This window comes from Micromonospora sp. AKA38, assembly GCF_027925725.1.
GTDB lineage: Bacteria > Actinomycetota > Actinomycetes > Mycobacteriales > Micromonosporaceae > Micromonospora.
In genome coordinates, this window is record NZ_BNEI01000007.1 from 104722 (window position 1) to 128222 (window position 23501).

A 23501-nucleotide genomic window follows, 5' to 3' on the forward strand; every position below is an offset into this window, starting at 1 on the left:
TAGGGTGCCTATGACAAGCGAGCCAACCCGTGGGAGAACGCGCCATGGACCCCCTGCTCCTCGCCCGCCTCCAGTTCGCCACCACCACCTCGATCCACTTCCTGTTCGTGGTGGTCACGCTCGGCCTGGTCACGCCGCTGGTCGGCCTCCAGACCGCCGGCTACCTCACCGGCAAGCCGGTCTACGAGCGGCTGACCCGGTTCTGGGGCCAGCTCTACGTGATCAACTACGTGCTCGGCATCGCCACCGGGATCGTGATGGAGTTCCAGTTCGGGCTGAACTGGAGCGGCCTGTCGCGCTACGTGGGCAACGTGTTCGGCGCGCCGCTGGCCATCGAGACGCTCGTCGCGTTCTTCCTGGAGTCCACGTTCCTCGGGATGTGGATCTTCGGGTGGCACCGGCTGCGGCGCGGCGTGCACCTGGCGCTGCTCTGGGGCGTCGCGCTGACCGCGTACGCCTCGGCGTTCTGGATCATGGTGGCGAACGCCTGGCTCCAGCACCCGGTCGGCTACGAGGTACGCGACGGCGTGGCCCACCTCACCGACTTCGGCGCGCTGGTCACCAACCCCACGTTCGGCTTCGCGTTCGGCCACGTGGTGTCCGCGAGCCTGGTCACCGGCGGGCTGCTGATGGCCGCCGTCAGCGCGTGGCACCTGCTCCGGCGTACCCCGGACTTCCTGCTGTTCCGCACCTCGCTACGGCTCGGCCTGGTCACCGCGGCGCTCGCGGTGAGCGCGTTGCAGGGCTTCGGCTTCGCCCAGTTCGGCCCGGTCGGTCAGCTTCAGCCCACCAAGTTCGGCGGCGGCCCGGACCGGGACGCGATGGTCGCCGACTGGACCGCCCGGTTCGGCCCGGGCGACTGGGAGCCGCCGGTGCTGTCAAGCGTCGGGCTCGGCTTCATGATCCTGATCGGCTTCGCGCTCGGCTGCGTCTGGCTACTGCTGCCGCTGCTCTGGCGCGACTGGATCATCCGGCTGCGGTTCCCGCTCTGGCTGCTCCTGCTCGGCCTGCCGCTGCCCTTCGTGGCCGTGCTGCTCGGCTGGATCGCCCGCGAGGTGGGCCGCCAGCCCTGGGTGGCGTACGGGCTGCTGCCCACCGAGCGGGCCGTCTCGCCGGTGTCGCCCGCACTGATGCTCGCCTCGCTGATCGGCTTCGGCCTGCTGCTCGGCGCGCTCGCGGTCACCAACTGGACGCTGCTGGCCCGGCACGCCGCCCGGGGCGCGCTCGACCCCGCGCTGGGCCGCCCGCCGGCGCCCGACACCGACGCCCACCACCAGCCCGTGTTCGCCTGAGGGAGCCACCGTGGAACTCGCCTGGTACGCCCTGCTCGGCCTCTTCTTCGCCGCCTACCTGGTGCTCGGCGGCTACGACTACGGCGTCGGCCTGCTGCTGGCCCGGCGCGCCGGAGCGGGCACCGGTCGGGCCGCGCTCACCGCGGTCGGGCCGTTCTTCCTCGGCAACGAGGTCTGGCTGGTGGCCACCGTCGGCATCCTGTTCGGCGCGTTCCCCACGCTGGAGGGTGAGCTGCTCGCCGGCTTCTACCCGGTGGTGCTCGGTGCGCTGGCCGGGGTGGTGCTGGTCACCGCCGGCGTGCAGTTGCGCGGCCGGGCCGGCGGCGAGGCGACCCGGGCCTGCTGGGACCGGATCGTGGTGGTCGGCGGCGTCCTGGCCGCGCTGGGCTGGGGCGCGCTGCTCGGCGGGCTGCTCCAGGGCGTGCCGCTGACCGCCGACGGGCACGTGGCCGGCGTCGACCATGTGGTGACCCCGTTCGTGGCCGCCACCGGGCTGACGCTGCTCGCGCTGGTCGCGGTGCACGGTGCGACGTTCCTCACGCTCCGGCTGCCGCCCGCCGACGCCCCGGCACTCGCCCGGCTGGCCCGCGGCCTGGTGCCCGCCGCGCTCACCGCGGTCGCCGCGACCACCGCCCTGGGCCTGCTCTCCGACCGGGTACGCGCCGCCGTGGCGCGACCGGCGCTCGCCGTACTCCTGCCGTTGGCGCTGGTGGCGGCGCTGCTGGTGGCCCGCGCGGCGCTGCGCCGGGGCCGGGCCGGGGTGGCGTTCGCGGCGACCGCGACGGCGCTGGCGCTGCCGGCGCCGCTGGTCGGGGCCGCGCTCTGGCCCCGGATCCTGGTGTCCACCGGTGACCCGGCGGCCTCGCTGACGGTCGCCGAGGCCGCCGCCAGCCGCCCGACGCTGGCGCTGCTGGGCTGGCTCGTGCTGCCGCTCCTGCCGGCCCTACTAGGCTTTCAGGCGATGTGCTGGTGGGTGTTCCGAGGACGGATCGACGGCAGGGCACCGGTGTACTGGTGAACCGCCGCCCGTTCGATCCGCGTCTGCTGCGCCGGGTCCCCGCGGCCCGGCGCGACCTCGCCGTGCTCGCGGCGCTGGGCGGCCTGACCGCGCTGCTGGTGGTCGCCCAGGCCACCGCGCTGGCCACGCTGCTGGCCACCGCGATCGACGGGCGGCTGCACCGGCCGGCGCTCGCCGGTTTCCTGGCCGCGGTCGCGGCCCGGGCGCTGGTGAGCTGGGCGCAGGGCACGGTGGCGGCGCGGGCCGCCGCGACGGTCAAGGCGGCGCTCCGGGCCGACCTGCTCCGCGCGGTCGGCCGGCACGGTCCCACCTGGGTCGCCGGACGGCGGGCCGGGCAGCTCGCCACGCTCGCCGGGCGCGGGCTGGACGCGCTCGACCCCTACTTCACCGGGTACCTCCCCCAGCTCGTGCTCAGCGTGACCGTGCCGGCGGCGGTGCTGGCCCGCATCGTGTTCGCCGACTGGAGTTCGGCGCTGATCATCGCGCTCACCATCCCGCTCATCCCGATCTTCGGCGCGCTGCTCGGCTGGCAGGCGCAGGCCGCCACCGAACGGCAGTGGCGGCGACTGTCGCTGCTCGGCGGCCACTTCCTCGACATGGTCGCCGGGCTGCCCACGCTGCGCGCGTTCGGCCGGGCCCGGGCCCAGGTCGACGTGGTGCGCCGGATGGCCGACGGCCACCGCGAGGCCACCATGCGGACGCTGCGGATCGCGTTCCTCTCCGCGTTGGTGCTGGAGCTGGTCGCCACGCTCTCCGTCGCGCTGGTCGCGGTGCCGGTCGGCATCCGGCTGCTCGGCGGCGGGATCACGCTCTCCACCGCGCTGCTGGTGCTGCTGCTCACCCCGGAGGCGTACCTGCCGCTGCGGGCCGCCGGCAGCCGGTTCCACGCCAGCATGGAGGGGCTCGCCGCGCTGGACGAGGCGTTCACGCTGTCCGCGACCGACGCGCCGACCGCCCCGGCCGCCGCCGGGGACGCGGCGCCGGACGGCCGCGGCGAGATCCGCTTCGAGGGCGTGACCGTCGCGTACGACCGGACGACCGCGCTGCGCGACGTCACGCTGACCATCCGGCCCGGCGACCGGGTGGCGATCATCGGTCCCAGCGGCGCGGGCAAGAGCACGCTGCTCAACCTGCTGCTCGGCTTCGTCGCGCCGACCGCCGGCCGGGTCACCGTCGACGGGACCGACCTGGCCGGGGCCGACCCGGACGCCTGGCGCCGCGAGGTGGCCTGGGTGCCGCAGCGGGCGCACCTGTTCGCCGGTTCCCTGGCCGACAACATCCGCCTCGGGGCGCCGGACACCCCGGACGACGCGCTGGCCGCCGCCGTCACCGACGCCGCGCTGGACGAGGTGGTCAGCGCGCTTCCCGACGGGCTCGGCACCCGGCTCGGCGAGCGCGGCCACGGCCTGTCCAGCGGGCAGCGGCAGCGCGTCGCGCTGGCCCGCGCGTTCCTGCGGGACGCCCCGCTGGTGCTGCTCGACGAGCCGACCGCCCGGCTGGACAGCGCCAGTGAGGCGGTGGTGCTGGACGCCACCCGCCGGCTGGTCGCCGGGCGGACCGCGCTGCTCGTCGCGCACCGGCCCGCGCTGCTGGCCGACGCCGACCGGGTCCTGCGCGTCGAGGACGGCCGGGTCACCGAACTGCGCCCCACGACCACCGGCCCGGCGGTGGCCCGATGACGCCGCCCGCCCGCCCGGCACCCGCCGACCGCGTCGGCAGGACGGTGACCAGCCACGCCCGCACGACGGTGACCGCCCGCGCCCGCACGACGGTGACCAGCCGCGCCCGCGCGACGGTGACCGGGCGCGACGCCCGCACGGCGGTGGCCCGGTGACCGCCGGCGACAGCGTCACGCCGGTGGGCCGGGTGCCCGCCGGGCCGACCGGGGTCCCGGTGGAGCCGTCCGGCGCGCCGGAACCGCCGGCGCCGGCCCGTCGTGACGCCGAGCGGATCGTGCTGCGCCTGGCCCGGCCGTACCTGGGCCGGCTGCTGGGTGCCGGGCTGCTCGCCGCGGCCACCGAGTTCGCCGGGTTGGCCCTGATGGCCACCGCCACCTGGCTGCTGATGAGCGCCGCCGGCCGGCCGCCGCTGGACCGGCTCACCGTGGCCATCGTCGCGGTCCGGGCGCTCGCGGTCGGCCGGGGCGTGTTCCGCTACACCGAACGGCTCGCCGGCCACGACGCCGTGCTCCGCATGATCACCGACGTCCGGGCCCGGGTCTTCGCCACGCTCGCGGCCCGGCGCGACGCCGCCGACCGGCGCACCGGGGACGCGCTCAGCCGGCTGGTCTCCGACGTCGAGGCGGCCCAGGACCTGCTCCTGCGGGTGCTGGTGCCGGGTGCGGCGGCGGCGCTGGTCAGCCTGCTCGCCGTCGGTGGCGCCGCGCTGATCTCACCGCCGGCCGCCGGCGTGCTCGCGGTCGGCCTGCTGGTGGCCGGGGTGGCGCTGCCCGCGCTGGCCACCCGGCTCACCCGTCGGGCCGCCGACGAGGTGGCCCCGCTGCGGGGCGCGCTCGCGGTGGACGCGGTCGACCTCACCCACGGCGCCGCCGACCTGGCCGCGTTCGGGGCGGCCGACGCCGCGCTGGCCGCCGCGAACGGGCGGGCCGACCGGCTGGCCCGGCTGGAACGCCGGCTCGCCGCGGTCGGCTTCGCGGTGGACGCGACGGGCGTGCTGGTGGGTGGCCTCACCGCCGCCGCCGTGGTGCTCGTGGCGCTGCGCGCCGACCTGCGCGGAGTGCTGGTCGGCGTGCTCGCGGTGGGCACGCTGGCCGCCGTCGAGGTGGCGCTCGCCCTGGTCGCCGCCGCCCGGCAACGGACCCAGCTCCGGGCCGGCCTGGCCCGGGTCGCCGACCTGCTCACCGAACCCGCGGCGCCGGCCCCGTCCGGCGTCCCGGGGCCGGTGCCGGTGCCGGACGGCCACGACGTGCGCTTCGAGGGCGTGACGGTCCGCTACCGGGCCGGTGCCGCGCCCGCGCTGGCCGGGTTCGACCTCGACCTGCCGGCCGGCCGCCGGGTGGCCGTGGTCGGCCCGAGCGGGGCCGGCAAGAGCACGCTGGCCGCGGTGCTCACCGGCGCGGTCCACCCCGACGCCGGCCGGGTCACCGTCGGCGGCATACCGGTGGCGGAGCACCCGGCCGGTCAGCTCCCCCGGGTCGTCGGCGGCCTGCTCGCCGAGGCGTACGTCTTCCACGCCACGGTGCGGGAGAACCTGCTGCTGGGCCGCCCGGACGCCGGCGACGCGGACCTGGCCGGGGCCACCCGGGCGGCCGGGCTGCTGGACTGGGTACGCGACCAGCCCGAGGGCTGGGACACCGTGGTCGGCGAGCAGGGCGGGCAGCTCTCCGGCGGGCAGCGGCAACGGTTGGCGTTGGCCCGGGCGCTGCTGGCCGCCCCGCCGGTGCTGGTGCTGGACGAGCCGACCGAGGGTCTCGACCCGGCGGCGGCGGACGCGGTGCTCGCCGCCACCCTGGCCGCCACTCCGGCCGGGCACTCGGTGCTGCTGATCAGCCACCGGCTCAGCGGCCTGGCCGGGCTGGACGAGATCGTGGTGCTGGAGGACGGCGGCGTGGTGCAGCGCGGCCGGCACGAGGAGTTGGTGGCACGCCCCGGCTGGTACCGCGACCAGTGGCTGCGCCAGGCGGCGGCCGAGCGCGGATATCTGGCGCTCGCCCCCTGAGCCCGCAATGGGGGAATTCCCGGACGCGCCGGCGTTCCCCGGGTGGCAGGCTGGTGACCATGTGGGAGCTACCGGTCGAGGGCCGGCTGCGTGAGCTGTCCGGGCGGCTGCACGGGCCGACCCGGCTCAAGGCCGACCTGCTGACCGAGGCGCGGCACGCGCTGGAGGACGCCGTCGAGGCGTACCGGGAGGGCGGTCTGTCGCGGGCGGAGGCGGAGCGGCGTGCGGTGGCCGAGTTCGGCACCGTCGGCCAGCTCGCGCCGGGCTTCCAGGCCGAGCTGGCCGCCGGCGCGCTGCGCGGGCTGGCGCTGCGCACGCTCGCGGTCGCCGCGGTGCTGATCGCCGCCGGGGACCTCACCTGGCACGGGTCGAGCTGGAGCGCCGGCCCGCGACCGCCGACGGGCTACCTGCTGCTCGCCTCGTCGATACACGGCATCTGGGGGACGATCGCCGGGCTGGCGCTGGCCGGGCTGGCGCTCGGCGCGCTCGCCGCCCGGCGGGACTCGCCGGGGCTCGTCCGGTCGACCCGCGCGGTCGGCTTCGGGCTGACCGGTGGGCTGCTGGTCGGCGCGCTCGCCGGCGGCGCCCTGTTCGGCTGGTCGGTGCGGCTGTGGGACGCGGCGCTGACCTGGCCGCCGATGATCATCGGAGCGGTGGTGGCGTCGGCGGCCTGGTTCTCGCTGGCCCGGTCGGCCCGCTGGTGGCTGCTCAGCGCGCGCGGCCCACGGTTCGCCCGTCGGTGAGGCGGCTCAGGCCGGTGTCGCGGGCGGGCGGTACCGGCCGGCGTCGCGGGAGGCGGCTCAGGCCGGCGTCGCGGGAGGCGGCTCAGGCGGGCGTCGCGGGCGGCTCGGCCGGGCCGAGGAAGCGGCCCACGGTGGCGCTGAACTCGCGCCAGCCGGCCCGTTCCCCGGCCAGCGCCCGGCTGCCGGCGTCGGTGAGCTGGTAGGTGCGCCGTTCCCGGCCGTTGACGGTGCTCCAGGTGCTGGCCACCAGGCCGGCCCGTTCCAGCCGGCGCAACGCCGGATAGATGGTGCCGGTGGGCAGGTCGAGCGTGCCGCCGCTGCGGGCCCGCAACGCCTCGATGATCGCGTAGCCGTGCTGCGCGCCCTGTTCCAGCACGGCCAGCAGCAGTGCGTCCAGGTGTCCGTGCAGCGCCTGCGCCCTCATGCGTAGAAAGCCTACTTGTCGGGCGTTCGGGACGCCACCGGGGTGCGGCTCCCGGTCGGAACCGGTTGCCCACTAGGGTATGTGCGCAGAGTCACTCGGCGGCGCGACGCCGCCGGGTGGGCACCCAGACGCACACGGAGGTCAGCGTGGCCCGCCAGTCGCCCCAACGGCCCGACGCCGACGAGCCCGAGCTCGACGACACCGACACCTCGGCCGCAGCAGACGAGGTCGAGGTCGACCGCCCGGCGGCGGACCGCGCACTCTGGGACGAGGTGCGGATCGACCCGGTGGAGATCGCCCTGCCCGCCGGCACCGGCTTCACGCTGCGGGCCTACCGGCCGGCGCGCGAGCTGACCCCGACCGACGTCGCCGAGCGCGACCAGGACGACCCCTTCCTGGCCCGCCGCCAGGTCGTCGAGGCCGAGGAGGACGAGGAGGTGGTGATCCTCGACGAGGAGTTCGCCGCCCTCTCCGCCGAGGAGGACGACGAGGACGAGAAGTCCGACGGGAAGCGCCGCCGCGGCAAGGCCGACGCGGACGCCGACGGCGCCGACGACGAGGCGGTCCCCGGCGACGACGAGGCCGGCGCCGACGACGAGGCGGACGAGGACGACGACGCCGCGGGCGACGAGGAGGTGCCGGTCTTCCTCACCCACAAGGGGCGGCTGCTGCTCTTCAAGACGCCGGAGTCGCTCGTCACCTTCATCCGTTCCGGTGCGCCCAACGACCTCTCTCAACTGGACAGCTGGAATGAACTGTCCGAACGGCTCGAACCGGCCGACGTGGCCCCGCTGGACGAGGACACCTACGAGCTCGACCTGGTGGTGGAGAACCTGCGCGGCGGGCACGACGCGTGGGATCCGGCGCTGCTGATCGAGGCCGGCGAGGTCGCCCGTGACCTGGCGTACGCCCTGCGGCTACCGGCCGTTCTGGACATGCTCTCCGCCGGCTCCAGCCTGGACGATCTGGACGAGGCGCTGCGTGCTTCCGCCAACGGCGGGATCGGTGGTTTCCTGGGTCGTCGCCGGCTGAAGAAAATCGGGGCACAAACCGCAAGTTTGGGTTGGCGCACCATTGTCGGCAAGATCTCTGCCGTCGTGGACTGGCGCGACTGACCCGGAGCGGGGAGCATCAGTCTCTGGCAGAGCAAGACCTGTGTCCCGGGAGGAGGACGACGCTGTGGCGCTCGTACGCGTGTACTGCGGTCTGGCCTCGGCAGATCCGGCCGACCGAACGGCTTCGGCCGGAACGACGCTGACGTCCGCTGTGGTCGACGACGCAGGCCGTCTGCTGCACGTCTGTGAGATCGGTGACGAGCCCGCCGGCTACGCCCGGCTGGTCACGCTGCTGGTGGAGCGGTCCGGTGGGCCGAGCGGCGTGGCCATCGCCGCGGACAGCGACGACCACACCGTCACCTCGCTGCTCAGCGCCGCCGGCCGGCCGTTGGCGATCGCTGACGACGACTCGGTCGACGACTTCGCCGAGCGGTTCGCCGACGACGACTCGCTGGAGGAGATGCAGTCCCCGCCGGCCGAGCGCCGGGCGGTCGGGCTGGCCCGGGCGCTCCAGGCCGGCGCGCTCTCCGCGGTGACGCTCCCGGCACCCCGTGACCTGGCCGGCTACAAGCAGGTCCTCTCCGCCCACGCGGCACTGGCCAGCGGGCGACACTCGGCCGCGGTGACGCTGCGCGAGGTGCTCCGCGAGCTCTACCCGGCCGCGCTGCGCGCGTACCCCGACCCCGCCGAGCCGGTCGCGCTGGCGGTCCTCGACGCGCTGCCCGAGCCGAGCATGCTGACCGGCACCTCGGCGCGGGGCCGTGACCTCGGCGCCGCCGCCGACGCGGTCGCCGCGCAACTGGCCGCCGACGGCCTGGCCGACGCCGACACCGTCACCGAGGCGGTGACCGCGCTCCGGGTCGCCATCTCCGAGACGCCCCGCCGGGCCACCGTCAACCGGGCGCTCACCGCCGCCGTCGCCGAGACGGTCCGGCAGGCCGTCGCCTCCGTCCGCGCCTGCGACGCCGGCTGCGACGCGCTGGTCGGCGCGTTGGCCGAGCGCGCCACGCCGATCCCGGCCACCGGTCGCCGGGCCGCCGCCCGCCGCGGCGAGCAGGTCGACGAACTCGCCGTGACGCAGCCCGCGGGGCTGCGCCCGGTCCGCCCGGCGCAGCCCGAGCCGCTCGCCGAGCAGGCCGGCCGGCGCAGCCGCCCCGAGCCGGACCTCGACGCCACCGAGCCGGCGGGTCGCCGTAGCCGCCCCGAGCCGGTCCCCGGTGGCCGGCGCAGCCGCCCGGAACCGGTCTCCGGCCCGACCAACCCGACCGTGCCCCGCCCGCTCGGCCCGCCGCCGGTGGCGCCCGCCCCGGTCGCCCCGCCGCCGGTCGCCCCCGCCCCGGTCACTCCCGTCGCCCCGGCCGCGTCGCTGGGCCGCCCGACGTCCGCGCCGCCGAGCCGTCCCGAGCCCACCGGCGCGCCCCTGCCGTCGCGGGTGGACGGGCCGACCAACCGGCCGGTCTCCGCGCCGCCCCCGCCGCCGCCCGGGATCACGCCGATCCCCCCGTCCTCGCGTGGCTCGGTGCCCCCGGCCGAGGCCGGCGAGCCGTTCCGGCCGACGCTGACCACCGCTGCGATCAACAAGGCTCGGGCCGAGCGGCAGCGCACCGTCATCCCGCCGCGCCCCAAGACCACCGCCCCGGAGCCGCCGACCGGTGGGTTCAGCGCCACCGACCTGAGCATTCCGGTGCCGTCCCCGCGTCCGCCGGCGCCGTCGCCCGCCCCGCCGGGTTCCCGCGCCAACTGGCCGCTCGTCAACAACGGCGACGACCAGGCCGACCGGGAGCGGGAGGCCCCCGCCTACCCGTACGGGCGGAGCGTGGACGCGCCGAGCGACCCGGGACGCGTCACCCCGCCGTGGCTCGCCGACGACCTGCCGCCGGAGCCGCCCATGCTGCGGCTGGTGGAGCCACCGCCGCTGGCCGACCGGGCGCTGCGCGGCGAGTCGGAGCGGCCGGCCGACCCGGGGTTGGACACGCCGCCGCTGCGGCTGGTGGACCGGGGCAACGCCGGTCGACCGGCGCCCCGCGCCGAGCTGCCCGCCCCGCTGGAGCGGCGTCCCGCGCCGAAGGAGCACCGGCCGCCACCGGTCTCCGACGAGGGTGACGGCGACCTGCTGATCTTCGCGCAGGCCAAGTCCGCCTGGTTCGTCGGGCACGGCGACGAGGCCGACCTGGAGTGGACGTCCACCGCCGACACCGGCTGGCAGGCCGCCGAGCAGGCGGCCCGCCCGTCGATCGGCGCGGAGACCAAGGCCGGCCTGCCCAAGCGGGTCCCCCAGGCCAACCTGGTGCCGGGTTCCCCGCTGCGCGAGGAGCGTCCACTACGGATCGTCCGGAACGCGGCCAGCCTCGCCGAGAACACCACCGGCTACTTCCGGGGGTGGCGGCGCGGCCAGGAGATCGGCGGCTTCGCGGTCGGCGGTCGCCCCGGCCGGGAGGCGGCCGGCGGCTGGGACTTCAGCCGGGACACCGGCGACCGCGACGACGAGCGGGAGTACGAGTTCCGTTCCGCGGGCTACCGGTCCTGAGCCGGGCCGCCGACGGCGTGTTCCTACCCACACCCGGATGATTTGACGTCGGGTCCGGCCGGCCGGGAACATACCCGGCGGACCAGCGGCGGCGCCTGTTCGCCGGGGTGGGAAGGCAACTCCATTGGCGACACCGGCATTCGACTCCACCGTGCTCACCCGTCGGGGCGTCCTCGCGGTCGCGGCCGGCAGCCTGCTGCTCGCCGGTTGCGGGCCGCAGGGGCAACGGCCGGACGAGGGCGGAAGCAGCAGCGCGCCCGGTGACCAGAACCTGGTCGTCGGCGTCAGCCTGGAGCTGAGCGGTCGCGGCGCGGCGCTCGGCGTGGTGCAGCGCCGGGCGCTGGAGATCACCGCGGAGTCGCTGAACCGGTCCGGGATCCCGGTCGGAAACCTGCTCCGGTCGGTCCGGTTGGAGATCCGGGACAACGGCAGCGACCCGCAGGTCGCCGCCCGACACGCCGCCGACCTGACCCGCGCCGGGGCGCACGCGCTGATCGGCGGCGTCCTCGGTGAGACCGCGACGGCGCTCGCGACGGCCGCCCAGCAGCTCAAGACGCCGTTCCTGGCGCTCGGCCAGGGGGACCGCATCGTGCTGCCGCTCGCCGAGCGCACGTTCAGCTTCAAGCTCACCCCGGACGGCATCGACGTGGCCCGGCGGATGGTGGACCTGCTCGAATCGCAGCGGGTCCGGCGGGTGGCCCTGCTGGCCGCGGACGGTCCGCACGGCGACTCGGGCGTACGGGCGGTGCGGGAGGCGCTCGGCAACAGCGGCGTGGAACTGGCGCGCACGCTGCGGCTGCCGGAGACCGGGCGGAGCTTCCGGGCGGTCGCCGAGCGCGCCACCGCCGGCGACCCGGACGCCGTCATCATCTGGGGCACCGCGCCCGATTCCGGTGACGCGGCCCGGGAACTGCGTCGGGCCGGTCACCGCGGCGCGATCTTCTTCGACGCCGGCGCGGTGGTGGACGACACGCTGCGCGGGGCCAACGCGAAGGCGGTCGAGGGGGCGTACGCCGTGCACCCGGCCTGCCTGGGCGGTTCCGCGTTGACCGCCACCAGCGGCGCCCAGGTGGCCCGGCGCGACTTCGACTACCGCTACACCCAGCGGCACGGCACCTCGGTCGGCTTCGCCCCGTACGCCGCGGACGCGCTCCAGCTCCTCGCGGCGGCGGCCCGGAAGGCGACCAGCCTCGACCGGGGCCGGCTGCGGGCGTTCCTCCAGACCCAGATGACCGAGGGCATCGCCGGCGGGTACGCGTTCAGCGCGGACCGGCACGGCGGCATGGAGGTCGACTCGCTCGGCGTCTACCGGGTGTCCCAGGGCAGCTGGACCCGGTACGCCTGACCGTCGTCCGGTGGCCGTCGGGGGACGGCCCGGTCACCGGACGACCGCGCACCGCGTTCGACCCCGGACGGCAGGAAGCGCCCGGTGGCCCAGGGCCATCGGGCGCTTCCGCGTATCGCCTCAGGCGGGCGCGACGGCCCGGGAGCGCCGCATGGTGAGCACGTACTCGACAAGCGAGATCAGCACGTGCTTCGTCGACTCCCGGTTACGGGCGTCGCAGGGCACCACCGGCACGTCCCGGGAGATCGCCAGCGCGTCCCGTACGTCCTGCGGGTCGTGGTACTGCATGCCGTCGAAGCAGTTGATGGCCACCAGGTACGGCAGCCGCCGGTGCTCGAAGAAGTCGATGGCGGCGAAGCAGTCGGCGAGCCGACGGGTGTCGACCATCACCACCGCGCCGATCGCTCCCCGGACCAACTCGTCCCACATGAACCAGAACCGCGTCTGACCCGGCGTACCGAAGAGGTACAGGATCAGGTCACGGTCGATCGAGATACGACCGAAGTCCATCGCCACCGTGGTCGTCGTCTTGCCCGGCACCTGCCGGGTGTCGTCGACGCCCACGCCGGCGGAGGTCATGATCGCCTCCGTGGTCAGCGGCGTGATCTCCGAGACCGAGCCGACCAGCGTCGTCTTGCCGACGCCGAAACCACCGGCGATAACGATCTTCGCCGACGTCACGCGCCCGCTCGGGGCCGGCGGCCGGTGCGACATGTCAGAGCCTGCGAAGTCCACTCAGCACCCTCTCCAGCAATTCAGTGCCCACCGCGTCGTCGGAGTCGTCCAGAATGGTCGGCTCGTGGACTGCGACCAGGCCATCCGTCGCCATGTCGGCGATGAGCACCCGGGCCACGCCGAGCGGAAGCTGCATCCGCGCCGCGATCTCGGCAAGCGACTGCACGCGTCCGTCACACAACGCGGCTATGTACTGGTGTTCACGGCCTTGGCCCCCGTTGCCGGTGGCCATCGCTCGGCCGCGCACCGTCGTCTCGACGAGTGCCTCCAGGGCGATGTCGAGCCGGGGACGGGTACGACCACGGGTTACGGCGTACGGCCGGACCAACGCTCCGGTCGGCTCGTCACGATCCGCCATGTCGCCGCTCACCTCCCTCGCACCCGGCACCGGCTCGCCCCGGTGGCATCCGTCGCTTTCCTTGTTCTTTCCGCTCCTGACCCACCGGCCAGCGCGTCATTCAGCCCATCATCCCCACAGCCGTACGCGGCTGTGGGGTCAGGGCGTCGCCCACCCGGTCGACGAGCAGGGCCATCTCGTACCCGACCTGGCCCACATCGCAGCTGCGCGCGGCGAGCACCGCGAACGACGAGCCGTCGGAGATGGACATCAGGAACAGGAAGCCGTTGTCCATCTCGACCACTGTCTGCAGCACCGCCCCGCCCTCGAAGCATCGCGCCGCGCCCTGGGTCAGGCTGACCAGGCCGGAGGCGATCGCCGCGAGCTGGTCGGCGCGGTCCCGCGGGAGGTCACGGGACGAGGCGAGAAGCAGGCCGTCGGCCGAGACCGCGACCGCGTGCGCCACGCCGGGCACCCGGTCGGCGAAGTTGGCGAGCAGCCATCCGAGATCCTGCGTACTAGTCATCCTTGTTGCTCCTTCTGCCCGCTCCCGGCCACCGGGCCTGAGCCAGACTGCGAGGACTGCTGCCGTCCCGGAGTGCCCTCCGGGCCGGTCGTGTTGCTGTCGGTCGGGTGGTTACGCCCCCGCTGCACGCCCCGATGGTAGGCCGAGAGGAGACCTCGGACGGCCTCCGGCGTCCGCCGCTGGGCCGCCGGCGCCGGCTTGTCGATGCTGCCCGGCACGAGCTGCGCCATCGGCGTCCGCTTGGGCAGACCCTTCCGGGTGGTTTCCGCCACCGGCACCTCGGTGGCCGCCGAGGCGGCACGCCAGCCGTCGTCGGCCGCGGTCTGCCAGGGCGACGACGGCTGCGGCGCCGCCGGCTGCCGGCTGGGCAACCCACCGGCGTACGCGGGACGGCCGTTGCCGTTCGCCGGCCGGTCGTCACGGGGCGCTCCGCCGGCTGTCGGGGTCGGTGCCATCGGTGTGTTACCTGTCGTTGCGGATGTCGGCTGCGGCACCGGCCGCCCGGCGGTGTCCACCTTGGCGAACTGCTGGGTCGTGGCGACGTTCGCCGGCGCGGCCTGGGCCGGCGCCTCGTCGTTCGGCCCCGGCCGGCGGGTGCGGAACCACGCGGACTCCAGCTCCCGGAAGATCGGCAGCTCCATCGTCTCGTCCGCGTACCGCTGACGGTTGCCGGCCTGCTGCGGCTGCGGCGTGGCCGGCCGCGGCGCGGGCCCCGACGGCTGGGCGGCCGGCTGCTGGGCGGCCGGCTGCTGGGCGGCGGCCGACGGCGTCTCCGACCGCGGCACCCGCGGCAGCTCGGTGGTCATGTCGAGCCCGGCGGAGAGCCGTTCCGGCACCGCGGGAGCCGGCGCGGGCGTGGCCGGGGCGACCGGAGGCCAGACCGGCGGCGCGCCCACGTGCGGCGCGGGCGCCGGACTCGCCGGCAACTGGTCGGCCGGCGACGCGGGCACCGGGTTTCCGCCGACCGGCTGGCCGGAGACCGGCACGGCCGACACCGGCCGGGTCGGGAGCGGGTGGCCGGAGACCGGCGTCGCCGACACCGGACGCCCGGAGTACGGGTCACCCGACACCGGACGGCCCGAGTACGGGTCACCGGAGACCGGGTGGCCGGAGACCGGCGCGGCCGAGACCGGACGGCCCGGGAAGGGGTGGCCCGAGACCGGGGCGCCGGAGACCGGCGGCAGCGGCGGGGCGGACACCGGCGGGACCGGCGGGGCGGACACCGGCGGCGGCGAGTACGGCCGCGCCTCGGGGCTGCTGGGCAACTGCCGTGGGATCACCGGCTGCTGGCCGCTGGTGGCCGGGTCGCCCTCACCCGGGGTGCGACGCTGGGGCAGCGGGTCGATCGGCTGGCCGTTGGACGACCGGGGCGGGTAACCGTCACCGGCGCTCGCGTTGGCGCCGGTCAGGTCGGACCACGCCGGCATGGCACGGCCGCCGTTGGCCGGCGTGCCGGCGCCGTTGCGGTGCGCCGGGTCGAAGGACCGCCCACCGAGCGTGACCTGGTTGCCGGAGGTGCCGGGGTGCGGCGCGGGCGGCGGGGTGTGCGGGCCGTTGCCGAGCGCGGCCAGCGCGCCGAAGGCCGGCGCCGGATCACCCGACTGCCCGAAGGCCGGCGTCGGGCCGCCCGGCTGACCGAACTGGCCGAAGGCGGGCGCCGGGCCGGGCTGCTGCGGACCGGCGGCGGGCAGGGCGGCTGCCGGCCCGCCCCGGCCTGCCAGGGCGCGCGGCACCAGGACGGTGGTGGGCAGCGTGACGTCGGCGACGGTGCCCCGGTCGCTGGCGGGCCGCAGCTCGACCTTGACGCCGTGCCGGGCGGCGAGCCGGGCCACCACGACCAGGCCCATCATCCGGGAGACGGCCACGTCCACCTGCGGGGGCGTGGCCAGCCGCTCGTTCAGGTCGTGGAGCTGCTCGGCGCTGATGCCGATGCCTCGGTCCTCGACGTAGAGGGAGGCGCGGTCGCCGACCCGGCGGGCCTCCACCATCACGTGCGAGTCCGGCGGCGAGAACGCGGTGGCGTTGTCGAACAGCTCGGCGACCAGGTGCACCAGGTCGTTGACCGCGTGCGCGGCGACCTCGATGTCCCGGTCGATCACGCCGAACTCGATGCGGGTGTAGTGCTCGACCTCGGACTGGGCGGCGCGGAGCACGTCGATCAGGGCAGCCGGCTCGCGCTGCACACGGGTGGAGTCCGCGCCGGCGAGCACCAGCAGGTTCTCGTCGTTGCGGCGCATCCGGGTGGCCAGGTGGTCGAGCTGGAACAGCTCGGCCAGCCGGTCCGGGTCCTCCTCGCCGCGCTCCAGCCGGTCGAGGTGACCGATCAGCCGGTCGACCAGGATCTGCGAGCGGCGGGCCAGGTTGACGAACATGGTCGCGACGGACGCGCGCAGGGCGGCCTGCTCGGCCGCGGTCCGGACCGCCTCCAGGTGGACCGCGTTGAACGCCTCGGTCACCTGGCCGAACTCGTCCTTGCTGCGGACCGGCAGCGGCTCGGCGATCTGGTTGGCCAGCTGCACCGGGGAGAGCTGGCCGGTCACCTGCGGGTCGCGCAGCCGGGCCACCGCCTGCGGCAGGCCGTACTGGGCCACCGAGAGGGCGCCCTGACGCAGGTCGCGCAGCGAGCGGGCCATCGAGCGGGCGACCAGGTAGGCGAAGAGGATGGCCAGCAGCAGCATGGTGAGCAGCAGGCCGGTCTCCAGGAACACCTGGCGCTGGGTGTCCGAGCGCAGCTCGTCGGCCTGCTCCACCACGTTGCTGTCGAGGCGGGACTCGACGGTCCGGAGCAGCTTGGCGTTGCCGACCATGGCCTGGTCCCACTGGTCCGGCCCGAACGGCGCGTTCTTCATCGAGCCGCTGTTGTTCGCCGACATGAAGCCGGTGAGATTGTCCGCCTTGCGCAGGTCGGGACCCTCGACGGTCTGGTCGAAGAACTCGGAGTCGGCCGGGGTGGCGACGGAGCGGAAGGTGGCGAGCGCCTGGGCCTGGGCGGTGCCGCTGGCGATGAACTGCTCGCGCAGCGCGGGACTGTACTGCCCCTGGGTGAGCGCCTGGTGCACGACCACCCGGCGCTGGGCCAGGTATTCCTTCTGCCGGGCCACCGCGCCCGCGGCGCGCATCCGGTCGCTGAGGTCGTTGTCACCGGCGAGCTGGGTGCCCGAGTCGCGGATCGACAGCAGGTCGTTGATCAGGCGCTCGTACGCCTTCTCCGCCTCGTCGATCTTGAGCTTGCCGTTCAGCACCTGGCTACGGGTCGCGGGCAGGTCCTTGAGCTGGTCGTCGATCTCGTTCAGCCGGACCTGGAAGTTGCGGGGCAGGTCGTCGATCTCACCGCGCTGCCGCAGGTAGGGGCCCTTGGCCTGGTCCACCCGCTGGTTGGCCCGGTTGTAGGCCTCCTGGTACTGCGCCCGGGTCTGGACTTCCTTCGCACCGAGGAAGAGCACCGAGCCGACCCGCTCGTCCTGCATCGTGTCGGCCAGTTCACCCGAGTAGCCGATCAGGCTGGCCAGGTCGCCGGCCCGGTTGGCACTGTTGAGCGTCTCCAGGTGGTCGACCAGACCGCTGGTGCCCACCACGACCGTGGCGATGGTCGGCACGATCATGATCAGACCGAGCTTGGACCAGATCGGCATGTCGCGCAGCCGGCTCGCCGGCCGGCGCAGGCGCGACAGGAAGGAGCCCGCCGTCGTTGGCCGTTTGCTCACGTCACCGCCCTCGCAAAACCGCGTCCGGCGTCACCTGCGGGCAACGCCGAGCGTCCGACCCGGCGGGTCGGACCTCCGAGATTCCATCACGCCGCCCCGCAAAGAGAAAGCCCAGGTTGTCCCTCACCGGAGGTGTGATGAGATGTTGATGCAATTTGATAGCAATCCGTCTGGCCGGAGTCACTGAAGGTAATGGATCACCCGCACCGCGTCGTCCTCCTCGCCGGGCCCTCCGGCTCTGGAAAGTCGTATATAGCGCATCGAACCGGACTTCCCGTGCTCTGTCTGGACGACTTCTACAAGGACGGCGATGACCCTACGTGTCCGCGCCGGAACGGACAGGTCGACTGGGAGTCCCCGCTGTCCTGGGATGCGGACACGGCGGTGGAAACAATTGCCCGATTGGCCCGGGAGGGCAAGGCCGAAGTGCCGGTTTATGCGATCGGCGCGGACCGGCGGGTGGCCACCCGGCCATTCGACGTCGACGGATCGCCATTCTTCGTGGCCGAAGGGATCTTCGCCGCCGAGATCGTCGCCGAGTGCCGGCGCCGGGGCCTGCTCGCCGGTGCGTACGCGCTGCGCCGCCCGCGGGGCGCGACCTTCCTCCGCCGGCTCGCCCGTGACCTGGCCGAACAGCGCAAGGCACCGCGGGTGCTGGTCCGGCGCGGGATCGCGTTGCTGCGCGCCGAGCCGGCCGTGCTGCGCCGGCAGACCGGGCTGGGCGCCGAGGCCGCCCGGGCCCGGGAGGTGCTGCGCGGGGTGGCCGCCCTGCTCGCCGGCCACCCGCGCCGGCCGTGATCAGCCGATCAGCTCGGCGTACGCCGGCTTGATCACCTCGTCGATGATCCGCAGCCGTTCGTCGAACGGGATGAAGGCGCTCTTCATCGCGTTGATGGTGAACCACTGGAGTTCCTTCCAGCCGTAGCCGAAGGCCTCCACCAGCAGCGCCATCTCCCGGGACATCGAGGTGCCGCTCATCAGCCGGTTGTCGGTGTTCACCGTCACCCGGAAACGCAGGTCGCGCAGCAGCCCGATCGGGTGGTCGGCGATCGACGCCGCCGCCCCGGTCTGCACGTTCGACGACGGGCACAGCTCCAGCGGGATGCGCTTGTCCCGCACGTACGCGGCCAGCCGGCCCAGCACCGCCGGGTTGCCCGGGGTGATGTCGTCGACGATGCGGACGCCGTGGCCGAGCCGGTCCGCGCCGCACCACTGGATCGCCTGCCAGATCGACGGCAGCCCGAACGCCTCACCGGCGTGGATGGTGAAGTGGAAGTTCTCCCGCTGGAGGTACTCGAACGCGTCCAGGTGCCGGGTGGGCGGGAAACCGGCCTCCGCGCCGGCGATGTCGAAGCCGACCACGCCGGTGTCCCGGTGCCGCACCGCCAGCTCGGCGATCTCCTGCGAGCGGGCGGCGTGCCGCATCGCGGTCAGCAGCGTGCCGACCCGGATCGGGGTGCCCGCCTCGCCGGCCAGCGCGCTGCCCTCCCGGAAGCCGGTGACCACCGCGTCGACCACCTCGTCCAGCGTGAGGTTCCGCTCCAGGTGCTGCTCGGGCGCGAACCGGACCTCGGCGTAGACCACGCCGTCGGCGGCCAGGTCGAGCGCGCACTCCCGGGCGACCCGACGCAACGCGGACGCGGTCTGCATCACGGCCACGGTGTGCGCGAACGTCTCCAGGTAGCGCTCCAGCGAGCCGGAGTTCGCCGACTCGGCGAACCAGCGGCCCAGCGCGTCCGGGTCGGTGGTGGGCAGTTCGTGGTCGGCCTCGGCGGCCAGCTCCACGATCGTCGCGGGCCGCAGGCCGCCGTCGAGGTGATCGTGCAGCAGCGCCTTCGGGGCCTTGATGATGTCCTCGTACGAGATTGCGACCATGCTCAGACCCTAGTCACCGACGGTGCCGGCCCGGCACCGGACCGGCTCAGGGACGCCAGCCGTACACCCGCTCCACCGCCAGGCGCAGCACCAGCCGGCCGTCGGCCACCATCGCGGCCCGGTAGTCGGCCCAGTCCGGGTGCTCGCCACGGATGCCCCGGTAGACCTCGACCAGCTCCTCGACCGTCGCGTCGTCGGTCGCGGCGGCCGGCGGGGTGAGCGTCACCGTGCCCTCGGCCACCGCGTACGCCCCGCCGTCGGCGGTGGTCACGTGGAAGCTGGCCCGCGGGTCCCGGCGCAGGTTGCGCACCTTGGCCCGGTCACCCGTGGTGGAGCAGCGGAGGAGCCCCGGCTCGGCCAGGTAGTCGAGGTTGGACAGCTGCGGGCGGCCGTCCCGGCGCAGCGTGACAAGCACTCCGCGCCCGTGCCCGCCGAACAGCTCCCACAACCGCGCGCCTGTTGACATGGCACCCAATCTAGAGCCGCCACCCGGCCGCCGGAATAGGATCTTCGGCGTGGCCGGTCCCGCTCTGCTCCCGTCGGTGCTGACCCGGCTGCGCTGCCCGGTCTGCGGCGAGCCGCTGGCCGACGCCACCGCCGGCACCACCCGCGCGTTGCGCTGCCCACGCGGGCACAGCTTCGACACCGCCCGCCAGGGGTACGTCAACCTGCTCGCCGGCCGCGCCCCGCACAGCGGGGACAGTGCCGGGATGGTCGCCGCCCGGGCCGACTTCCTCGCCGCCGGCCACTACGACACCGTCGCCGCCGCGCTGGCCGCCGCCGCGACGCGGGTCGCCCCCGACGACCCGTACCCCCTGGTGGTGGAGCCCGGCGCGGGGACCGGGCACTACCTCGCGGCGGTGCTGGCGGCGCTGCCGGACGCCGCCGGCCTGGCGCTGGACGTCGCCAAGCCGGCGCTGCGCCGCGCGGCCCGGGCGCATCCGCGCGCCGCCGCCGCGCTGGCCGACACCTGGCAGCGGCTGCCGCTCGCCGACCGGTCCGTGACCGTGCTGCTGAACGTGTTCGCGCCGCGCAACGGCCCGGAGTTCCACCGGGTGCTCGACCCGGCCGGCGCGCTGCTGGTGGTCACCCCGGCCGCCGACCACCTCGCCGAACTGGTCGACGCGCTCGACCTGCTGCGGGTGGACCCGGCCAAGGCCGACCGGGTCGCCGGCAGCCTGGGCGCGCACTTCGTCGAGGAGTCCGCCGACGAGCACCGGGCCCGGCTGGCGCTGACCCGCGCCGAGGTCACCACGCTCGTCGGGATGGGTCCCAGCGCCTGGCACGCCGACCCGGAACGGCTCGCCGCGCAGATCGCCGCGCTGCCCGAGCCGGTGCCGGTCACGCTCGCCGTCCGGCTCGGCACGCACCGCCCCCGCTGAGCCGGCTCAGGTGGAGAGGTCGACCTCTTCCCAACCGGGGGGCTCGTCGTGGTACGGCCCGCGCAGCACGACCGCCCACTCCAGCGCCCACCGGCGCTGGCCGATCGCGTTCGCGTCCACCAGCCCCGGCAACGCGCCGCCGGCCTGCTCGGTCTCCAGGTACGCCCAGTCCAGGCAGTAGTGCAGATCGAGCAGGGCGGCGGCGTCGGCGGGGTGCTGCGGGGCGGCCAGGATCCGGGCCCGCCACTGCGCGAACGTCTCGCCGGTGACCAGGTTCGGCATCCGCTCGACCAGCCGCTCGTCCACCGGCACGGTCGGGTCGAGCTGCTTGCTCAGCCCGAGCACCCAGGCCAGCGAGAAGAGCGCGTCGTGGTGCAGCACGAACGACCGGTGGTCGCCCCGCCCACCCATCACGAACTGCCACTCCGGTGGCGTCAGCATCTCCACCAGGTGCGACTCCAGCAGCCAACTCATCGCGGCCTGCGGGGGCATCCCGAAGCAGCGGGCCAGGATCAGGTGCAGCACCGCGATGCGCGCCTCGATCTCCGGGGTGGGCCGCAACTCGATCTCGTCGCCCGGCTCCCAGACCAGCGGGAACTGCGGCGGGGGCAGTGGAAGACCCAGCCGGGACAGCTCGTCGAGGCTCGCCTCACGGACGGCCCGGGGGTCGGGAGCGGATACGCGCAACGCCTCAGTCCCTGTCTGCTCGCCCCGGCTCGTCGCCGGTCGGTCCCCCTGGCCTGGGAGGATAGCGGCTCCGACCGGGCCGGCACCATGGCGGCCGGTCACCCGATGCGCTCGATGACCAGTGGCGTCGTGGTCGGGGCCGCCGGCGCCACCCGGAACGCCCCGCGCGCCTGCGCCAGCGCGGCCGGGATCCGCTCGGCGTGCTCGGCGCGCAGCTCGAACAGCGGGTCGCCGACGCGTACCGGATCACCGGGACGCTTGTGCAGCACCACACCGGCCGGGACGCTGACCGGGTCCTCCTTGCGGGCCCGGCCGGCGCCGAGCCGCCAGGCGGCCACCCCGATCGCGTACGCGTCCACTTCCGCGACCCAGCCGTCCTCGTCCGCGGTGACCAGCTCGATCTCGTTGGCGGTCGGCATCGGGGCGTCCGGGTCGCCGCCCTGCGCCCGGATCATGGCCCGCCACGCGTCCATGGCCCGCCCGTCGCGCAGCGCGGCGGCCGGGTCGGCGTCCGGCAGGCCGGCCGCGTCGAGCATCTCCCGGGCCAGCGCCAGCGTCAGCTCCACCACGTCGGCCGGGCCACCGCCGGCCAGCACCTCCACCGACTCGGTCACCTCGACCGCGTTGCCGACGGCCAGGCCGAGCGGGGTGGACATGTCGGTGAGCAGGGCGACCGTGCGCACCCCGTGCGCGCCACCCAGCTCCACCATGGTGCGGGCCAGCTCGCGGGCGTCGTCGGCGTTCTTCATGAAGGCGCCGGAACCGACCTTGACGTCGAGCACCAGCGCGCCCGTGCCCTCGGCGATCTTCTTGCTCATGATCGAGCTGGCGATCAGCGGGATCGCCTCGACCGTGCCGGTGACGTCGCGCAGCGCGTACAGCTTGCGGTCGGCCGGGGCGAGCCCGTCCCCGGCCGCGCAGATGACCGCGCCCACGTCGCGGAGCTGGGCGATGAACTCGTCGTTGCTCAGCGCCGCCCGCCAGCCCGGGATCGACTCCAGCTTGTCGAGCGTGCCGCCGGTGTGGCCGAGGCCCCGGCCGGAGAGCTGCGGCACCGCCGCGCCGCACGCCGCGACCAGCGGGGTCAGCGGCAAGGTGATCTTGTCACCGACGCCGCCGGTGGAGTGCTTGTCCACGGTGGGTCGGGCCACCGGCGACAGGTCCAGCCGCTCGCCGCTGGCGATCATGGCGGCGGTCCACCGGGCGATCTCCGGGCCGGTCATGCCGCGCAGCAGGATCGCCATCGCCAGCGCCGACATCTGCTCGTCGGCCACCAACCCCTTGGTGTACGCGTCCACCACCCAGTCGATCTGCCCGTCGCTCAGCACGTCTCCGTCCCGCTTCGCCCGGATGACGTCCACCGCCGTAAAAGCACTCACCTTTGAGTTCCCATCAATAGATCAACACTCGGACCCGCAACGAACGCTGACCGGCCCGGCCTGGCCCCCAGCTCAACCCCACCGAACCGGAATCTCCAGCGGAGGCTCACCCTCGCCGGCCCAGAAGATCGCGCCCGACGCGTCCACCACGACCACGCGCGGCGTCCGCGCCGCCCCCCACTCGATCGCCCCGGCCGGGTCGCCCCAGGTCGGGCCCTCCTCCAGGACACCGGTCTCGGCGCCCTCGGTGTCCCCGGCGGACCGCTCCCAGTACGCCGTCCAGACCTGCTGCCCGGCCGAGAGGTCCGGGTGCACGAACACCGTGCCGCGCCCCCGCCAGGCGGCCAGCCGGTCCGGCACCACCGGCACCGGATGTTCGCCGGTCACCGCCTCGATGTCCGCCACGTCGAACGCGTGCGGCAGCAGCTCGGCCATCCGCAGCGGGCCGCCCTTCGCCTCGACCAGGCACTCCGGCCCGCCCTGCTCCCAGAGCAGCTGCCGGCACCGGCCGCACGGCATGAGCGGCTCGCCGGTCGCGTCGACGCAGGACAGCGCCACGATCCGGCCGCCGCCGGTGGCGTGCAGCGAGGAGACCACGCCGCACTCGGCGCAGAGCACCACGCCGTACGCGGCGTTCTCCACGTTGCAGCCGACCACCACCCGGCCGTCGTCGACCAGGGCGGCGGCCCCGACCGGGAACTTCGAGTACGGCACGTAGGCGTGCCGCATCACCTCGGTGGCGGCGGCCCGCAGCCGCTCCCAGTCGATGTCCATCACGACTCCCATTCTGCCCA

The 23501-nt window shown here is 75.1% G+C and carries 21 protein-coding genes; 11 read left to right on the top strand and 10 right to left on the bottom strand.

Annotated elements, in window-relative coordinates:
- Positions 1-44 precede the first annotated feature (44 nt).
- Genes TPA0908_RS27660 through TPA0908_RS27685 form a run of 6 tightly spaced genes read left to right on the top strand, consistent with a single transcriptional unit; the run spans position 45 to position 6731 of the window.
- Entirely contained in the window at positions 45-1292 is a 1248-nt protein-coding gene (locus TPA0908_RS27660; RefSeq protein WP_281942938.1) for a cytochrome ubiquinol oxidase subunit I, read from the top strand.
- Positions 1293-1302: 10 nt separating this feature from the next.
- The gene (locus tag TPA0908_RS27665; RefSeq protein WP_281942940.1) at positions 1303-2310 is read left to right on the top strand and encodes a cytochrome d ubiquinol oxidase subunit II; all 1008 of its coding nucleotides are present in this window, start codon (positions 1303-1305) and stop codon (positions 2308-2310) included.
- Positions 2307-3989, top strand: a complete 1683-nt coding sequence (gene cydD / locus TPA0908_RS27670) for a thiol reductant ABC exporter subunit CydD (RefSeq protein WP_281942942.1) — start codon at positions 2307-2309, stop codon at positions 3987-3989. The genes TPA0908_RS27665 and cydD overlap by 4 nt, the downstream gene beginning before the upstream one ends.
- The gene (locus TPA0908_RS27675; protein ID WP_281942944.1) at positions 3986-4144 is read left to right on the top strand and encodes a hypothetical protein; all 159 of its coding nucleotides are present in this window, start codon (positions 3986-3988) and stop codon (positions 4142-4144) included. Before cydD ends, TPA0908_RS27675 begins: the two co-directional genes overlap by 4 nt.
- Positions 4145-4203: 59 nt before the next feature.
- Positions 4204-5988 carry a thiol reductant ABC exporter subunit CydC gene (cydC, locus tag TPA0908_RS27680; RefSeq protein ID WP_281943791.1) on the top strand — a complete coding sequence of 595 codons (1785 nt, stop codon included), beginning with the start codon at positions 4204-4206 and terminating at the stop codon, positions 5986-5988.
- A gap of 59 nt (positions 5989-6047) precedes the next feature.
- The gene (locus tag TPA0908_RS27685) at positions 6048-6731 is read left to right on the top strand and encodes a permease prefix domain 1-containing protein (RefSeq protein ID WP_281942946.1); all 684 of its coding nucleotides are present in this window, start codon (positions 6048-6050) and stop codon (positions 6729-6731) included.
- Between the two features lie 82 nt (positions 6732-6813).
- On the opposite strand, the gene TPA0908_RS27690 is transcribed toward TPA0908_RS27685, so the two are convergent.
- Entirely contained in the window at positions 6814-7155 is a 342-nt protein-coding gene (locus TPA0908_RS27690; protein ID WP_281942948.1) for a PadR family transcriptional regulator, read from the bottom strand.
- A 116-nt stretch (positions 7156-7271) separates the two neighbouring features.
- On the opposite strand from TPA0908_RS27690, the gene TPA0908_RS27695 reads away from it, so the two are divergent.
- From TPA0908_RS27695 to TPA0908_RS27705, 3 genes are all read left to right on the top strand, one after another.
- On the top strand, positions 7272-8270 hold the full coding sequence (locus TPA0908_RS27695) for a DNA primase (protein WP_281942950.1): 999 nt from the start codon (positions 7272-7274) through the stop codon (positions 8268-8270).
- A 40-nt stretch (positions 8271-8310) separates the two neighbouring features.
- Positions 8311-10737 (top strand): serine/threonine-protein kinase, encoded by a 2427-nt coding sequence (locus TPA0908_RS27700; RefSeq protein WP_281942952.1) that lies wholly within the window; start codon positions 8311-8313, stop codon positions 10735-10737.
- Between the two features lie 124 nt (positions 10738-10861).
- On the top strand, positions 10862-12082 hold the full coding sequence (locus TPA0908_RS27705) for an ABC transporter substrate-binding protein (RefSeq protein WP_281942954.1): 1221 nt from the start codon (positions 10862-10864) through the stop codon (positions 12080-12082).
- 120 nt (positions 12083-12202) lie between these two features.
- Here the strand turns inward: TPA0908_RS27705 and TPA0908_RS27710 are convergent, their stop codons facing one another.
- The 4 genes from TPA0908_RS27710 to TPA0908_RS27725 all read right to left on the bottom strand — a co-directional run bounded on the left by TPA0908_RS27710 (position 12203) and on the right by TPA0908_RS27725 (position 17384).
- Positions 12203-12796, bottom strand: a complete 594-nt coding sequence (locus tag TPA0908_RS27710) for a GTP-binding protein (RefSeq protein WP_107157178.1) — start codon at positions 12794-12796, stop codon at positions 12203-12205.
- A gap of 1 nt (position 12797) precedes the next feature.
- Entirely contained in the window at positions 12798-13175 is a 378-nt protein-coding gene (locus TPA0908_RS27715) for a DUF742 domain-containing protein (protein WP_107157253.1), read from the bottom strand.
- Positions 13176-13275: 100 nt separating this feature from the next.
- Positions 13276-13680 (bottom strand): roadblock/LC7 domain-containing protein, encoded by a 405-nt coding sequence (locus TPA0908_RS27720; RefSeq protein WP_013731521.1) that lies wholly within the window; start codon positions 13678-13680, stop codon positions 13276-13278.
- A complete protein-coding gene (locus TPA0908_RS27725) occupies positions 13677-17384 on the bottom strand; it encodes a sensor histidine kinase (protein ID WP_281942958.1) in 3708 nt (1235 codons plus the stop codon). The genes TPA0908_RS27720 and TPA0908_RS27725 overlap by 4 nt, the downstream gene beginning before the upstream one ends.
- A 501-nt stretch (positions 17385-17885) precedes the next feature.
- Between TPA0908_RS27725 and TPA0908_RS27730 the strand changes: the two genes are divergently transcribed.
- Positions 17886-18182, top strand: coding sequence for a hypothetical protein (locus tag TPA0908_RS27730; RefSeq protein WP_281942959.1), 297 nt, complete (start codon positions 17886-17888; stop codon positions 18180-18182).
- On the opposite strand, the gene TPA0908_RS27735 is transcribed toward TPA0908_RS27730, so the two are convergent.
- Entirely contained in the window at positions 18183-19259 is a 1077-nt protein-coding gene (locus TPA0908_RS27735) for an adenosine deaminase (protein ID WP_281942960.1), read from the bottom strand.
- Between the two features lie 46 nt (positions 19260-19305).
- Positions 19306-19725 (bottom strand): PPOX class F420-dependent oxidoreductase, encoded by a 420-nt coding sequence (locus tag TPA0908_RS27740; protein WP_281942962.1) that lies wholly within the window; start codon positions 19723-19725, stop codon positions 19306-19308.
- 64 nt (positions 19726-19789) lie between these two features.
- Between TPA0908_RS27740 and TPA0908_RS27745 the strand changes: the two genes are divergently transcribed.
- Entirely contained in the window at positions 19790-20641 is an 852-nt protein-coding gene (locus TPA0908_RS27745) for a putative RNA methyltransferase (RefSeq protein WP_281943792.1), read from the top strand.
- Positions 20642-20647: 6 nt separating this feature from the next.
- Here the strand turns inward: TPA0908_RS27745 and TPA0908_RS27750 are convergent, their stop codons facing one another.
- From TPA0908_RS27750 to TPA0908_RS27760, 3 genes are all read right to left on the bottom strand, one after another.
- Positions 20648-21328, bottom strand: coding sequence for a DUF4272 domain-containing protein (locus TPA0908_RS27750; protein WP_107157173.1), 681 nt, complete (start codon positions 21326-21328; stop codon positions 20648-20650).
- 98 nt (positions 21329-21426) lie between these two features.
- Positions 21427-22707, bottom strand: coding sequence for a thymidine phosphorylase (locus tag TPA0908_RS27755; protein WP_281942963.1), 1281 nt, complete (start codon positions 22705-22707; stop codon positions 21427-21429).
- Positions 22708-22779: 72 nt separating this feature from the next.
- A complete protein-coding gene (locus TPA0908_RS27760; RefSeq protein WP_281942964.1) occupies positions 22780-23481 on the bottom strand; it encodes a cytidine deaminase in 702 nt (233 codons plus the stop codon).
- Between the last annotated feature and the right edge of the window lie 20 nt (positions 23482-23501).